Annotated in this window: 12 protein-coding genes and 1 tRNA gene; 8 read left to right on the top strand and 5 right to left on the bottom strand. The window is 41.0% G+C overall.

Annotated elements, in window-relative coordinates:
• Positions 1–10: 10 nt before the first annotated feature.
• Positions 11–1,174: a radical SAM family heme chaperone HemW gene (gene hemW / locus QQK00_RS19315; protein ID WP_284219335.1), complete on the top strand. Its 1,164-nt coding sequence runs from the start codon at positions 11–13 to the stop codon at positions 1,172–1,174.
• Positions 1,175–1,239: 65 nt separating this feature from the next.
• Here hemW and QQK00_RS19310 read toward each other — a convergent pair whose 3' ends face one another.
• The 5 genes from QQK00_RS19310 to QQK00_RS19290 form a co-directional block, all read right to left on the bottom strand.
• Positions 1,240–1,788 carry an Lcl C-terminal domain-containing protein gene (locus tag QQK00_RS19310; RefSeq protein ID WP_284219334.1) on the bottom strand — a complete coding sequence of 183 codons (549 nt, stop codon included), beginning with the start codon at positions 1,786–1,788 and terminating at the stop codon, positions 1,240–1,242.
• The gene (locus QQK00_RS19305; RefSeq protein ID WP_284219333.1) at positions 1,785–3,509 is read right to left on the bottom strand and encodes an Lcl C-terminal domain-containing protein; all 1,725 of its coding nucleotides are present in this window, start codon (positions 3,507–3,509) and stop codon (positions 1,785–1,787) included. The genes QQK00_RS19310 and QQK00_RS19305 overlap by 4 nt, the downstream gene beginning before the upstream one ends.
• Before the next feature lie 130 nt (positions 3,510–3,639).
• Positions 3,640–4,155, bottom strand: a complete 516-nt coding sequence (locus QQK00_RS19300; RefSeq protein ID WP_284219332.1) for a PAS domain-containing protein — start codon at positions 4,153–4,155, stop codon at positions 3,640–3,642.
• A gap of 2 nt (positions 4,156–4,157) precedes the next feature.
• Positions 4,158–5,150, bottom strand: coding sequence for a response regulator (locus QQK00_RS19295; RefSeq protein WP_284219331.1), 993 nt, complete (start codon positions 5,148–5,150; stop codon positions 4,158–4,160).
• Between the two features lie 196 nt (positions 5,151–5,346).
• The gene (locus tag QQK00_RS19290) at positions 5,347–5,679 is read right to left on the bottom strand and encodes a hypothetical protein (RefSeq protein ID WP_284219330.1); all 333 of its coding nucleotides are present in this window, start codon (positions 5,677–5,679) and stop codon (positions 5,347–5,349) included.
• A gap of 283 nt (positions 5,680–5,962) precedes the next feature.
• Here QQK00_RS19290 and QQK00_RS19285 point away from each other — a divergent pair.
• The 7 genes from QQK00_RS19285 to QQK00_RS19255 all read left to right on the top strand — a co-directional run bounded on the left by QQK00_RS19285 (position 5,963) and on the right by QQK00_RS19255 (position 15,229).
• Positions 5,963–6,039 (top strand) — tRNA-Ile (locus QQK00_RS19285).
• Between the two features lie 137 nt (positions 6,040–6,176).
• Positions 6,177–7,004 (top strand): RNA polymerase sigma factor, encoded by an 828-nt coding sequence (locus QQK00_RS19280; RefSeq protein WP_284219328.1) that lies wholly within the window; start codon positions 6,177–6,179, stop codon positions 7,002–7,004.
• Positions 7,001–7,609 (top strand): anti-sigma factor, encoded by a 609-nt coding sequence (locus tag QQK00_RS19275; RefSeq protein ID WP_284219327.1) that lies wholly within the window; start codon positions 7,001–7,003, stop codon positions 7,607–7,609. The genes QQK00_RS19280 and QQK00_RS19275 overlap by 4 nt, the downstream gene beginning before the upstream one ends.
• 6 nt (positions 7,610–7,615) lie before the next feature.
• On the top strand, positions 7,616–9,484 hold the full coding sequence (locus QQK00_RS19270; protein ID WP_284219326.1) for a peroxidase family protein: 1,869 nt from the start codon (positions 7,616–7,618) through the stop codon (positions 9,482–9,484).
• The gene (locus QQK00_RS19265) at positions 9,472–12,582 is read left to right on the top strand and encodes a CHAT domain-containing protein (RefSeq protein WP_284219325.1); all 3,111 of its coding nucleotides are present in this window, start codon (positions 9,472–9,474) and stop codon (positions 12,580–12,582) included. Before QQK00_RS19270 ends, QQK00_RS19265 begins: the two co-directional genes overlap by 13 nt.
• A gap of 181 nt (positions 12,583–12,763) precedes the next feature.
• Positions 12,764–13,435 carry a hypothetical protein gene (locus tag QQK00_RS19260; protein WP_284219324.1) on the top strand — a complete coding sequence of 224 codons (672 nt, stop codon included), beginning with the start codon at positions 12,764–12,766 and terminating at the stop codon, positions 13,433–13,435.
• 165 nt (positions 13,436–13,600) lie between these two features.
• Positions 13,601–15,229, top strand: coding sequence for an alpha/beta fold hydrolase (locus QQK00_RS19255; protein ID WP_284219323.1), 1,629 nt, complete (start codon positions 13,601–13,603; stop codon positions 15,227–15,229).
• Positions 15,230–15,242 lie beyond the last annotated feature (13 nt).

Here is a 15,242-nt window from a genome sequence, read left to right as displayed (position 1 = left end):
CGATTCATCAATGTCCCTACCTCTTTCTTTATATATTCATATTCCATGGTGCGTACAAAAGTGTCCTTATTGCGATTTTAATTCACACCAGAAAAAAGGTGAGATACCAGAATCGGAATACATCTCACATTTACTCGATGATTTAAGTACGGATATAGATCGCTTTATGCTAACTGGTCAAGAACGCAGAGATGTGCCGCGTGTAATTTCCAGTATCTTTATTGGCGGTGGTACGCCAAGTCTGCTCAGTGTGGCAGGTATGCATCGACTACTTTCAGGCGTAAAAGAAAGAATGACTGTTGCTGAAAATGCCGAAGTGACGATGGAAGCCAATCCAGGCACAGTAGAAGCAGATAAATTTGCAGGTTTTGTCGATAGTGGCATTAACCGCATATCAATTGGAGTGCAGAGCTTCGACTCAAGCCATTTACAAAAACTTGGGCGCATACACGATGGTCAACAAGCAGTGCGCGCCATCGAACTAGCTCGCGCGTTGCCGCTGCGCTCATTTAATACTGACTTAATGCATGGCTTGCCCAACCAAACGCCAGAGCAGGCATTACACGATTTACAAACCAGCATAGACTTAAATGCGCCACACATTTCTTGGTATCAACTAACTATAGAGCCAAATACTCAGTTTTATTCTCAACCACCAGTTTTGCCCAACGACGAAATACTGTGGGATATTCAAGAAAAAGGTCAAGCACTGTTGGCAAAAAACGGATACCGACAGTATGAGGTTTCTGCCTATTGTAAATCAGAACAGCAATCAAAACATAATCTGAACTATTGGCGCTTTGGGGATTATATGGGGATTGGTTGCGGCGCACATGGTAAACTAACTGATAACGCAACGGGTAAAATCACTCGTACAGTCAAGGTCAAACATCCAAAAGGTTACATGGATTTATCCAAGCCTTATTTGTACAGTGAAAATGACATCGAAACTTCGGAAATCGCATTTGAATTTTTTATGAACCGTTTTCGTCTGTTAGAGGCTTGTCCCCAGAATGACTACGCCAAATATACCTTATCGTTATTAAGTAATGAAGAGAATGTCGTCTTGCAGCGTGCAGTGAACAAAGGCTTACTAGCATCAAGCGCGACACATTGGCGCGTTACCGAACTCGGTCGCCGTTATTTGAACACGCTTTTAGCGGAGTTCGTTTGAGTTATTCTTACAATTAAGTGATACCCGCAGTTGAATGGCACCTGCGCAACAATCTTTGCCTGCACTTATTCAATCGGTTCATTTGGTAACCGCGTTCTAACCAAACGCACAAATATATCTCTGTCCTTTGCTTTAATCGCGCTACTGCCATTCGTAAAAGTAAGCGACCATGCCCGTTGTTCATCCAGCATCGAAGGCGTTGAGGTCCAAAAATCATCAGCAGGCGTCTTTGGAAATGAATCCTCACTGATTGATGGGCGTACACATGCTCGTTCAACAATAACAGCCAATTCTTTGACATTTGGTAAGCGCCAGCTATTTTTTTCATTAAACTGATAACCAACACTTAATGCCAGTGCTTGTTGCCATGAATAAGGCTCAGCATCTCCGATACACGTATCACCATCCCATTGTTGTCCAATTGTACAACGCATGAACACAAGATTTGACGGCACATGCAAAATTTCACCACCTTCATATTCTACCAAATCTTCATCAGGTATCGTGTTCTCCAGGCCATCTGGGCATGTCGATTCGGCATAGACAAATTGGCTAACTACCGCTAGTATCGCCCAGCAAACGACCCAAAACACGCGTTTAAATAATATACTCATTCGTCTATCACCACCCTACCAGCTCTTACTAAGCGCACCCGTGCCATCGTGGATTTATTCAAAAAATTATCGACACCCGATTTAAAATCCAGTGCCCAAGCATTAAAAGCGCCTGAATCTGATACACCATCTGCACTCGACTCATTTGTCCAATACCATAAAGGGAATGAACCACTATCACCAGAAAACGGAAAATAATCGGTATCGGCAAGGGGCGGAGTCGTCTTACCATAATGTACAATGGACTGAAGCTCTTGATGGGTAGGTATGCGCCAATCAAAAAATCCACAGAGGCCGATGCTATTCACTTCGTTTAGGAAATCTTCAGTATTGCATTGCCCATTACTCACTGAACAGCTTGCAGCTCCAGTATTAAGCTCACCCGCAACATTCCCATTGTCTTCTGACTGAAACCATGTATAGACGTGATCAGCATGGTGTATGTCATTCACATCATTTAGCGTTTTCGCTTCCCACACAAGGCCTGTAATATTGTCGCGCACACATCGCCAAGGCAAGGCAGTATTATCTACTTGGTCACCATTTTCATTTAAACGCGTAAAGTCGAAGCCTCCAGCGCCACGCCCAGTTTTATCAGCAACGCCAGACAACGCCATTCGGTCATTACCAAAATCTGCGTCTTGCCCAGCATAATCAGATTGATAACTAGCTAACACAGTGTTGTTAGTCGCATAAGCCGTTACGCCTGTATCGTTCATACTCACATTGGTTTGCGGCTCGACCATAACGCTTACCGCAGAAGACCTCATATTCCCAAAGCTATCCTTAATCGTCGCGACCATCTGCATACTCTGTGTCTGGCTAACCAACGGCGCCTCTGCGTATGTATTAAACTGGTCAGAAGCGCCAATGCGTGCAACACTGCCTTCATTATTTACAGAAGATTGCCAAGTCACAGAAAACGGCGCTGCACGCGGCGCTTTGCTGCTAGCAACCGCGCTTAATGCAATGCGTTCACCAGTAAAGACCGAGACATCCGTACCAACCGCTAAGTCTGGGATTGTACTTGCTTGCCCCAACAGTATTATGTCAACTGTGGCTTGACTGCTTGCCCCTTCTTGATCGGTTACCATCACGGCTACCGTAATCGTTTCTTCTTGATCGGACACTGGGGTTGTAAACTGTAAAGTAGATTGCGTAAGTTCAGACGACGAGAGCACTAATGTACCGGCAGTCTGTTGCCATGAATAAGCGGCAATTTGGGGCATGTCACTCGGCGCATCTTCATCGAAACTAGTACTTGCATCAAGGTTTACTAAGGACCCAACTGGAAATTTGTTATCTCCGTAATCGGTCATTTGAGAAACTTCGATTATCGCGTCTGGGAGTAAATTTATTGGTTCAACTGTTAACGTAAACTGATTCTTTCCTGTTTTCCCTTCTTCATCAGTTACTGTAAGTGACACTGTATAATTTGTAAGTGCAGTGACTGATGGCACAGAAAGTACGGCATCAGCACTGGTGGTATTCTCGTGTTCGATAGTAAGAGTAGCATCAGCCGTCCAGGCATAAGCATATTCTCCAACGCCACCTGATGCGGCACCAGAAATACTCAGTGAAGTGTTCTCGTTTATCGTTTGGTCAACCCCTGCGGTAACCAAAATAGGCGCCGGTTTTTCTGGGATTTTGTCTTCCGAACCACCACCGCCACAACTTGTGATCAGTGCTAACATTAGAATGAATGAAGCAAACTTAACCATACAAACAACTGCTCTTTTGTTTTATTCCCGCTGTGACAAATTTCCAGCGTTGATTAATTGATAATAAAACGATAAAGCAAGAGGTAGACCAAGTTATCTAAATCAGACTTCTTGTTGTATGTTATAGACCCTAATTGGCGCCTTCACTCGCCTCATTTTCGCTAGCTTCATTAGCTCGCACTTGCAGTTCGAGCAGTTGCTTTTTAGCTGAAGCCGCATCCGTCATGTCATATATCATCATACAAACGTTATCTACTGTGCCTGTCGCTGACACCAAAGGTGAAAATACAACGTTCTGGTACATAAATGGCGCAGCGCTGGTTATAGGACGGTAATTTCTAAATTTAAACACATATGGACGCTGTTCCCAGGTGATAAACGCACGCGTACGCAATTCAAAGACTGGTTTGAGTTTTTGTGATAGCCAATTTGTCGTTATATCAGGGAATAAATCATTAATATTTTTATCTCGAACATCTGACGGCAACATGCCAGAATGCGCTTCCATGAAACCATTCCAGACTTTAACTTCAGAATTGCGATTCAACACGACAATGCCAACATCCACCGTTTGAATCATATCCATCATCCAATGGAATTCTAGCAACTCGTTCAATGTATCTTGATCCACATTCGACGTAGCCATAACTAGTCCTCCAATAAATGAGATAGTTTAGAATTCATCATATCCATTGATTCTTCGGTAAACAACAACACTAAATCGCATTGCACATTAAAACCTTCTAGGCCGTAACTCAATTCAATTGCCAAGGTCTTTTTCCAAGCACTCTTGTTGGATTTTATAAGTTCATCCACACTTTGATGTTGACCTAAGACGACCGGATGACCTTGCCTAAAATGCATGTCTAATTGATTTGCAATACCACGTAAACACGTACCTATAAGCAAACTTGCGGCATCCATTAATAGCTCTAATTGCATTTGGTCATCCATGTGTTCGTTCACTTGGAGAATTCTAGCAATATCTGTAAAGCTAGAATCACTTAAAATGCAAAGCGCTTCACCGCTTATGCCGTCACCTAAAAAGCCTTGGCAAACACCAGAGATAGATTCGTGACTATCGATATCAGATAGCATCATATGTAATTCAGATACTTCAATTAAATTCACGTTGGGAATGGGTAATTCAACAAATACATTCATGATACGCGCAAGGTGATCGCCTGCTTGCCCCATGGCAACATTGCTTATCTCTTGATAACAATCTCTAATTTCTTCGGGCAGCTCGTCAAGCGCTTCATCAATTTGAGGTTCGTCACATAAAAAACCATGCTCCGTGAGTTTTTCAGATAACTCTTCAGCATTAACAGGCTTCTTAATAAAATCTAGCGCGCCAAGATTTGCGACGCGTTCCGCCGCCTCAGGCTGAATATCACCGGATATAACGATCGTTTTTACTGACAGTTCATGGTCTTGAATATTCTTGAGCGTTTCATAACCATCCATTACCGGCATGTTTAAATCCAGTAGTAGCAACTGCCCCTTACCTGATGCGATTGCATCAAGTGCTTCCTCTCCGTGCTTAGCAAAATGTATATTTACATCTAAATCCTGAGGCAAACATTTAGCAACTTGTTTTCGTGCGACCATCGAATCGTCACAAATGAGAACTGAAAGCATATATCGTCTCGTTAGCTGTTAGTTAAAATACACGTGTCATTCTGTATATATCGTATAAGAACGCATTAACCTTAGTACAAATGCACGTATTTTTATGCTTAAGTATAGAATTTGAATATTTATTGGGCCTAGCCGAGAAATAAGCATGAAAATAAGGATTAAAGAAGGTAACAAAAAGAGTAATTTACAGGAGAGCTTAAAAAGTGCTCTCCTGGTGAATGGTTATGAAGTGATTCGGTGATGCTTTTCTTGAGTAATCGACTTTAAACTCTTTATTATTCAGTGTTTGAATAAATAACAGGCTCTTGTAATCACCAAAATTATCTGGAGACGAAATATCGACAACTGCGACGTCCATGCGCTTCGCTTCTAATTTATTTTTGGGTACGCTACCTTCATACACTTCAATGCCGTTGTGCATCACCATAAGGACCGGATCTTGTCTACTATTTACAATCAACAAGTCTACCTTCCGTAGCTTATGAATAATCGTATTGCGGCCACTTAGCAAATACGGATCTTCTTTCATTCTCAACTCCAAATATCTTGAGTGTTATAGATAAACATAACAAAGTTTTTCATTCATTGCATATATATGACGGCATTAATTGCGCAAACTTTAGCATAAGCAACAAGTTAGCAGATATTTTTGTGAAAAAAGTGATTTCAGCGGATGACATTATGCAAAAAAATCATTATACTGCGCTCCGCTTCGCAGCATGGCTTAATAGCTTAAGCCAGAAGAGCATACAACTCACTGAACGTGAACAATCCTCTTCGAGACGTAAACGCGAACTTAAAAGTTTTAATGTGCCCCTTTAGCTCAGTTGGTTAGAGCACCCGACTCATAATCGGTAGGTCCCCTGTTCAAGTCAGGGAGGGGGCACCATTTTTAAACTGCCTCAGCTCTACCCTACAAACTGTCAAAAATTAACTCAAATAACCGTAATTTGAGTAATTGAATTCCTGAAAAATATTCGGTACGCTTTTTAAACACTCGCAATACAATAAGAAGGACTAACCTTGTTGTCAGAAACAGACACAGGTTCGATAAGTAGTGTTCACACTGAGACGCCAGAATTATTGCTCAAATCGATATCAAGCGGAAATAGGAAGGCAGAACATCAACTAATAGAACGATATAGCAAAAGCTTATATTTTATTTTATATAAGAGAGTACAAGATCCTGATTTAACAGCCGATCTGCTGCAAGATACATTCATCATTGTACTCGAAAAAGCCCGAAACGCTGAGATTTCCAACCCGTCAGCCCTTGGTGCTTTTGTTCGTCAGGTGGGTATAAACCTTTATATTGCCTATTGCCGAAAGCGAAAAAGACAAGCCACTGAAGCAACGGATGAAATAGATCTTAAACATGCTTGCCAAAATGCAGAATTATTGCATTTAGTGCACTCTCAAAAATTACTAAACATCACAGAGCAATGCATTAACCAGTTGTCACAAACCAGAGATAGAACAATATTAATTGACTATTTCGTTTACGAAAAACCAAAATCTACTATATGTAACGAGCTAAACATAACGGTCGCTCAATTTGACCGAGTATTACATCGAGCAAGGGTGCGCCTGAAAGGCCTAATTTTTGAACAGTATCCTGAACTGGCAAACAGCGATAGTGGTAAATTAGCGGTATTCGTCTTTGCATTTTTTATATTTGCATCTTTTGGGTATCACGACAATCACTCCCCCCCACCAAATTTTTTTGATAAAGCCATGCGAGATTTTTTAACTCAACAACACAGTGTATATATAAGCGAAATAAATAAAATTTTAAGTACAGCCTCGGAAAGTGAATTCGTAAAGGCGAAATCAAGTGTAGGGCACTTAAGATGAACGACTTTGTAGTGAACTTAGACAATGAGCAAGCGTTTGCTCACAGATACATAAACGGTCAACTAAATGCGGAAGAAGCCGTATTGTTTGAAGAGTATTTAATGGACCACCCTCACTTACTAGATGATTTAACGATGGATATTGCGCTTAAAGCCGGATTGAAGGAACGTTATCAGTATCAACACAACGATAAAAGCACCTTCTCTATCCCTATATCGACGAGTATTTTTGCACTAGCCGCAAGTATTATTTTTGTTGCCCTAGTCTATTTTCCAACATCGGCACCGAGTGGCAATAGTAGTCCAAGTTTAATTTATCTAGAAACCTATCGAAGTGCGCAACAGATAATAGAAGTCGATTTCTCTGCAGAAGATAACGACAAAATTTTAGTGATAGATTTGCCGCCCAATAGTGCCGGAGAATTTAATTTAGTCATAAAAAATAATGTATCCACGGTTGTAAAAACACGAGTGCTTCCCAATAGCAATAATGAAATCATACATCTACTATCTTCGAAAAATATAGAGAATGGTATGTATAAACTGACATTAACTCAATCCGAAAAAGCCTTATTATCTTTCGATTTACAAGTGACAAAGGAATAAAAAACAGTGAATAACAACAATGGATGGTATTTATTCGAACCACTCGAAAAGCCTTTGCTAACAGAAGAACAAGTAACAAACATCGCTGAGAACTTGTTACTGCCAATAGATAACACTAAATTTACTGAGGCAATATCAGACGAAAGTCAAATGCAAACGTCGGGGGCAAATTCACTACCTGCCGGTTTTACATATTTTGGGCAATTCATTGCTCACGACATAGTGCCCAAAAGCAATACTATGGGGCGACAGTTGGCTGATCGCAGAAATGTTTCCCCTCTACTAAATTTAGAAAGTCTATATGGTGACAGTGCCTCGCATTCAATACTGTTTGATTCCGATGGTCTCTTCAGACATTCAGGAAAGAGCTTTGATGTATATAGAGATGTTAACTATCGTGCAATAATACCAGAACCACGAAATGCAGAAAATGCTATTGTTTTGCAATTTCATCGTCTATGGCAGCGTATACACAATATGTGTATGCAAAGAGTAAATGAACAACTAGGTATCGTTGTACCTGTTGATACTCGATTCGACACTGCCAAACGACTAACTATTTCGCTGTTTCAACTGATAACTATAGATGATTATTTGCAGCATGTGTTACATGAGCATGTTTATAAGTGCTACTTTGAGGATCAATCGATTCCATTGGGACTAATGAGTGAAAGCTCCACGTTCCCCTCAGTACCGACAGAGTTTTCTCACGCTTGCTTTCGATTTGGGCATAGTATGGTACAACCGTCTTACGATCTTAGCCAAGATACGACTAAGACACTTAACGATTTGTTAAATTTTAAGTCTCCAATGACGTCTGACGTTGAAATAGATTGGCAATTCTTTTTTAATGAAAATTCCCCCAGCATGCAATCCGCAAAAATGGTCTCATTGAATGTTGCTATGGGAATGCACAACATTCTAGACAATGCTACTCAAATAAATATAGCAAAAGCGAATATTCATGCTGGCAATAATAAACAGCTTATATCAGGGCGGCACTTGTATACTCAACTGCAAAATAAATTACCTTCAAACGCCGCAGATAATTTGTTAAAAAACTTCAGATATCAGCCGTCAGCTAAATTGAGAAATGTACTCACTGTCCAGGGCAAGGAGCTCCCAAGCCCTTTATGGTTAACCGTGCTAGATGAAGCTAGAGTCAATAGACGAACTCGTCAAAACAAGCGTAGCCTTGGTTTACTTACGAGTATAGTTGTAGCTGATGTTGTCAGAAAGTCGATTTATGAATACGTTAAATCTGAGTATGGTACCTGTAAGTTTGAAGAACTCAGAAGCGTTCTGCTTGACCGTGTAAAGCCATTTTACAATATCGATGAAATCAAAAAAGAAAATAGAATAAATTTATGGCAAATAATACATCTCCTATCACGAAAGGAAAAGAACATGGCAGATAACCGCAACATATGGGAAGTGCAAAATGCGTGGGTTGATCAGGTGCTTGATAGAGAAAATATTCCACCGGAAGTAAGCAGATATATGCCGGTAGCCACACCGGTGTTAGATACTGATGATTCGTTTATGCTGTCTATGAATACTGTCTCCCAGCCAGAAGCATCGCTACCACTATATAAAATGAAGTTGCTCACGGCAGCTGGTCAGTGGGACAATGCAGCTTTGGCGTTCTTTAACACAAGTACATTTTACGAAGATCCTCATAATAAATACCTATTGAGATGCAATATGGAAGGAAAACTGAACAATCAATTAGTCTCCTTGTTGATGGTTACAATTGAGTTTGACCCAAAAGAAAAAGCTTACATCACCACTAATTTTTGGGAAATTAAAAGTAACACATCCGGCAACGAACAAAAAAGTACTGCTAGCACAACTAGTTACCGATGGCGCGGCTAGGCATTACACATAAAGAATTACTCCCTCATTTAACGTTATGTTTCTTATGGTTGTTCTCAGCATTTAATGTAGAGGCTGCGACGTCAGAATTACCAGAAGCGTCTGAACAACTGTGGAAACTAGAGGGTGACTTGGCACTCATTGCTGAAGCGTGCGCTTATCCTGCGCACAAATATGCGTCGTCAGGCAATCGGCATTTTCCCCTATTTGTTTATGAGAGCGACTTTGAAACTTGCAGTATTTCGCAGCTAAAACAATTTACCAAGGACAGGCGAATTACAGCAACCCCCCTACGAAATAATGCTGAATACACAGAATTCGCTCGTTTACAAAGGGTCGTAAACAAATCTTATTTCGACGACGCTATTAACCCGTCTGAATACCTAACGATAGCCGCCGGAACACCCACCTTACCTCAACATGTCTTACTACACGCCACCTTATTTCTCAATACGTATCAGCTCGACGAAGCATCTGTTCTTATCAACGATGCAATTCAACATGCAAATACAAGCCAAGTACTAAACAATAAACACATGCTTGATTACTTGTTAATTAAAGCAAATATGGAATTTGCTGGGGAACACTACGTTACCGCCTACAATACAATGCAACAATGGTATAAGCGCTTTTCAAATACACCTGACGCAACACCAACGTATGAAGGCTTGGCGCTGCTTGGGTTTTCATCATTATTAGCAGGCGACTATGGCGAAAATCAAGCGTTAATCGAAACCGGTAGAGTTTATTTAGAAACTGCACTTACCCTGTGTCAAGATGCCAGAATACGTTATCCAACGAGTGATTGTTTTGCCGATATTAAGAACGGCTTAGCGACGTATTATCGAATAAAGAAAGACTATCCAATCGCCGCGCAGATCATTGTCGATGCCATTGGTGAATTAGAGCGTCTCCTTATTCAACAACCCAAGAACATGCAGCTTAAGCGGCTATTAGCAGATTTTACTCACAACTCTTCGCGGCTTATGGCGCTGAGTGGTCAACTCGCTAAGTCCCAACACTTTTTACGCAGAAGCATCTACTATGATGTTGAATTAAATAATCTTAGGTTTTTGTCTTTAAGCTATACCAATTTAGGGTTCTCTTATGTCTTACTCGGTGACTATGACAAAGGCGAGCAATATTTAAATAAAGCATTGAAGGTAAGTGAACATTTAAAGCACGAAGTCGGCATAGGTGACGCTAAATACCAATTAGGCAAATTATTCTTACTCAAAAACCAATATGATCAGGCGTTACATGCGCTTGAAGAATCTGCGCCGTTAATACAGGAGCATCTACCGAAATTGTCCAATGGTGTAAAAATAAGGGCACTGTTTGCGCGAGCGAAACTTGGCATACTCGACGATGCGCAGTTCGATGAATTAAGAAAAGAAATTTTCTCTTCGGTAAATACCGTTGACATAGAAGATCTGTTGTTTTTCACACAAACAAGCATCGCCTATTCAAAACCTTCCGTTACCAATAGCCTCATCCAGGCCTTGCATCAAAAAACAATACCTAACGTCAGCGATTTTCTTCGACTTAATACCATTAAAATTCAAGTTATTCCCAGCAAGTTATCCGACACTGCAAAAATCAAACGTATCCACATTTTATTTGAAGAAGCTATGCAACGCGTAATTCAAACACTTTATACACTGCAAGCTGACGAATTAGGCTTAAATTGGACTCAGCAGGCAGTCAACTTTATTGATGAAGCATCAACGTTTCTCGTGCAAATTGACGACATAGCGGCACATAAATTAATTTGGACAATGCATGAAACAATAAACGCTGCAGTGCACCAACAACGACGATATTACTTCTCACAAGCAAAAAGCAGTGACGGTGAATTGGATATAACCCAAGAACTAAACAAACGAGCAAAGATAACCAAAGCATTACTGAAAAGTGCGAGACCTGACAGTACCCAAACGCAAGATACGTTGCAGTTTGAACTCAATAAAGCGAAAGATATATATCTTGCTCAGAAGCACTATAAAGAGGCAGAAATAACGGCCAATGACTTCGGCGTAATCGATATTGACCAAGTACAAACGAAATTGAGCGATGGCACTGCGCTTATAAAATACATCACGGTAGATGAACAGTACTATAGATTTACAGTAACTAAAAACAAATGGCATTTTGATTTATTGCATTTGGATGCCAAGTCAATAGCAGCCGAACACAAACAGGCAAATCTATTGATACGTGACGAGCTGCTTTCAGATAAAACCTTGCAAGGACTTATTATCCTGCCAACAGCAGATTTGCATAAAACATCTTTCAGTCAATTGTTCAATGACAACACCTATATTGGTGAGAAATATACATTGACTCGCACTCCCTCAGCCTCTCTATATTTTCATACATCTAAAAAGGACAAGGTGTTAAAAGATAGAAAAAAAATAGCTATCGTCGCTAACCCTACGTATCAGCAAAACATTGCAACAGACAAAGATTTTAATCACTGGTACAAAAACTTTAAGCCACTGCCATGGACCGGTGAATCTGCAATAGATATCCAAAAATTATTCGCAAATGGAGATGCCCTCGTATATACGGAACAACAAGCAACGGCATCAATATTTTTTAATCAAGATGTCAGAAATGCTGGCATACTGCATGTAGGCATGCATGGGTTTGTCAGTGACACGCAACAAGACTTTATTGGGCTTGTGACCGCTAAAGTTAATACAGGATCTGACATCGATGATTTAGGTTTTTTATCCATAGATGATTTATTGCTAACACCATTTAACGCAGACCTAGCTGTACTTAGCACCTGTGAGTCTGAAATGGGCCGTTTTTATGGTGGACAAGGTATAAAAGGATTGGCCTACAGTTTTTTGGCGCAAGGGGTTGGCTCAACGATTGGTACGCTCTGGGAAGTACCAGACAAGCCGACGGCTACCTTCATGCTGCACTACTACAAGAATTTATTTAAGTTTAATGGCGACTCTACTAAAGCGTTGCAGGCCAGTAGGCAGAAGTTTATTCGCTCTGGAAGGTATAAACACCCCAAATATTGGGCAGGATTTATCCTAACGTCCACGCATTCTTCGTTTACACACCACTTATCGGTAAATTAGTCAGTTACCGGAAAGACACGAGTTAGCTCACACATAGCAGATTATCGAACAAACCTTTCATATCTATTACAAAACTTTCCCTGTGGCACTAATACCCACATAGCGTTATTATCCTGCAATTAATTCTTATCCCTTAAGTATTTTGATTACAATCAAGCGCACGAATAAAATTCGCTTACCAATGCAGACTTTACTTGTATGCCTAAGCTTACAAATTTTTGCATCCGTCTTGGCAAGCGAATTTAGCATAGGCTTTGACAATAAATATGTTACCGAAGGCAGAGACAATCTAACAGACGGCGGTATATATTGGCTATCTGCGACAAAAGATTTGAGCGAGTCGTATTCCGTCAATGTGAGTGTTGGCGACGCTGCGTCCATTGATTATCAAGAATTACTCCTAACGCTTGAATATGCGAACAACGCCAAAAACATCGATTACTACCTTGCTTACACTTATATTGACTTTATCGTCGATGATGAAAACGATCATGAGCTAACCGCAGGCGTATCAACCCTTGTGTTGACCTCCTTACGACCGTCAATTGACTATGTATATAGTCAGGAGACTAATGGTAGTTTTATTGAGTTTACGTTGAGCAACGAAATAGATATTAATCCCCGTTCAAACCTCTCACTATACCTTGGTGTCGCCTATGACTATGGTTACGCAAGTGACTTGTATGATGGTTATAGTCATTCTATGGTTGGAAGCGCACTGTCTTATTGGGTTGATGACAAATTGTCACTGCAAGGAACAGTCGAATACAATATTGCAGGCAACGATATAAAGCGTACTGATGACAATAAAAATCAGCTATGGTGTGGCTTTAGATTCATCTATCGTTGGTAAAATATCTCAAGGACGCCGATCTTAGTTGCACTATTTATGACAGAATAACCACTAAATAGCTCGCCATAACTGGAAAGCGCATAGTATTAGGTCTACTCTCAGTATATTTATGTCATATAACGAAAGCGATTTTGCACATAAAATGTGTCAATTAAAGGACGAATTATGCACACTAAATATCAATGGTTTTTCCTTATTGTAGTGTTACTTGTTAATGCATGTGGTAGCTCGGACTCTCCTCCCCCATCGAACACTCAAGCGCCAACAACCACCGCACCAATGATTCCCGAACCAGTCGTTCCTGAGCCAATAGTTCCTGAACCCGCTGTACCTGAAACACCTGAACCAAGCCCACCCTCAAATGCGACTAACATTCCACCTATCGCTGCGCCGGGCAGTGAGCCAGACCCTATGTACACAGGTTTAGTCAATGTTTCGATAAGCTTGCATGCGCCTAATAACACGCCCTTAAGTGATAATATCTATATGTCAGGCAATATCGACGAATGGGCAGGTGGTAGCAACTCAGATTTCTCATTTCAACATCTTATTGACGGACATTACGCACTAAATTTTCAAACCGATGCAGGTAACAGAATAGTATTCAAATTTACTCGTGGCAATTGGCGTAGCGTTGAAGTAAGTCCTTCCGGAAAAGATGTTGTCAATCGAACGATTAAATTAACGGACACAGATCAAGACCTCGTCTTTACCGTCGAGAATTGGAAAGATTTAACGCCAAGCCTCCCCAATCCAGAACCTGGCTTTTGGAATACTCCTACACCTGATTTCTCGGTCAATAATGAGCGCCCGGAAATACGTATAAATGGCAGCATTACACAACGTATAGCCGCCGGCGACATATATGAAGAATTAGGAGCCCAAGCAATAGATAGTCAAGATAACGATATAAGTGCAGCCATATCTATTCATGGCGAAGTCAATTCATCAATTGCGGGCGATTATTTGCTGCGTTACCGAGTAACTGACAATAACGGGAATGATGCGATCGCTAAAACTCGGCTTGTCAGAGTCATTGATGATGTCACACAATCCTACTCAGTTCGCCCCGTCGGTGAAAGCAACTCTCATCTTGGATATATAGAACAGCTGCCAGCGTCTTATGGCGAAGACGCTGACAAAAAATATCCCTTGTTCATTTATCATCACGGTGGCGGAGGGGATGCCTCAACAATCAATGACACACGATTTGATACAATCAATGCATTTGCCTTTGGTGGCGGCCCAGCCACACTAGCAAGTGATGGAGTATGGAATAATGAATCTCAGTTAATCACCCTTTCTCCGCAACGTTCGGTACTAAGAAACCCCAGCATAGAGCGCATGAATGCATTTGTTGATTTTGCAATTGCCAACTACCAAATAGATACTAACCGAATTTACATGGCAGGTTTTAGCCAAGGTGGCTTAATGGCGTGGCGCTACGCGTTAGAATATCCAAACAAAGTCGCGGCGATAGTGCCTATTGCTGGCGGTTTTTTCAATCAGGCGATACCGCAAAATATATGTGACGCTGCGGTAGTACCTGTATGGGCTTTTCACGGTTTAGCAGACAATGTTATTAACGAAAGTATAGGCCGTCGAGCAGTGGAAGCAATAAACGATTGCCACCCTCGCCAGCCTGCAAGATTTACAACCTTCGATGGGTTCGGCCACCAAGTCAGCGGGCACGTAATTACCTTGGATGGGTTTGGTAAAGCCCGCAGGCAAGACTACCCATTTAATGAAAATTTGTACTTGTGGATGATGGCGCAATCTTTAACGCATCGTTAAATTCACCACAATT

This window comes from Agaribacter marinus (assembly GCF_030160655.1).
In the GTDB taxonomy this organism is placed as follows: domain Bacteria; phylum Pseudomonadota; class Gammaproteobacteria; order Enterobacterales; family Alteromonadaceae; genus Glaciecola; species Glaciecola marina.
The sequence above is the reverse complement of the archived record's forward strand: the minus strand, read 5'-3'. Positions and strand labels throughout refer to the sequence as shown.

What these genes read in the sequence shown, in the direction of transcription:
- QQK00_RS19295 (WP_284219331.1), bottom strand. Translation starts at nt 5,150, where the DNA reads ATGCTTTCAGTTCTCATTTGTGACGATTCGATGGTCGCACGAAAACAA.
- QQK00_RS19275 (WP_284219327.1), top strand. Translation starts at nt 7,001, where the DNA reads ATGAACGACTTTGTAGTGAACTTAGACAATGAGCAAGCGTTTGCTCAC.
- QQK00_RS19300 (WP_284219332.1), bottom strand. Translation starts at nt 4,155, where the DNA reads ATGGCTACGTCGAATGTGGATCAAGATACATTGAACGAGTTGCTAGAA.
- QQK00_RS19290 (WP_284219330.1), bottom strand. Translation starts at nt 5,679, where the DNA reads ATGAAAGAAGATCCGTATTTGCTAAGTGGCCGCAATACGATTATTCAT.
- QQK00_RS19310 (WP_284219334.1), bottom strand. Translation starts at nt 1,788, where the DNA reads ATGAGTATATTATTTAAACGCGTGTTTTGGGTCGTTTGCTGGGCGATA.
- QQK00_RS19265 (WP_284219325.1), top strand. Translation starts at nt 9,472, where the DNA reads ATGGCGCGGCTAGGCATTACACATAAAGAATTACTCCCTCATTTAACG.
- QQK00_RS19260 (WP_284219324.1), top strand. Translation starts at nt 12,764, where the DNA reads ATGCAGACTTTACTTGTATGCCTAAGCTTACAAATTTTTGCATCCGTC.
- hemW (WP_284219335.1), top strand. Translation starts at nt 11, where the DNA reads ATGTCCCTACCTCTTTCTTTATATATTCATATTCCATGGTGCGTACAA.
- QQK00_RS19305 (WP_284219333.1), bottom strand. Translation starts at nt 3,509, where the DNA reads ATGGTTAAGTTTGCTTCATTCATTCTAATGTTAGCACTGATCACAAGT.
- QQK00_RS19255 (WP_284219323.1), top strand. Translation starts at nt 13,601, where the DNA reads ATGCACACTAAATATCAATGGTTTTTCCTTATTGTAGTGTTACTTGTT.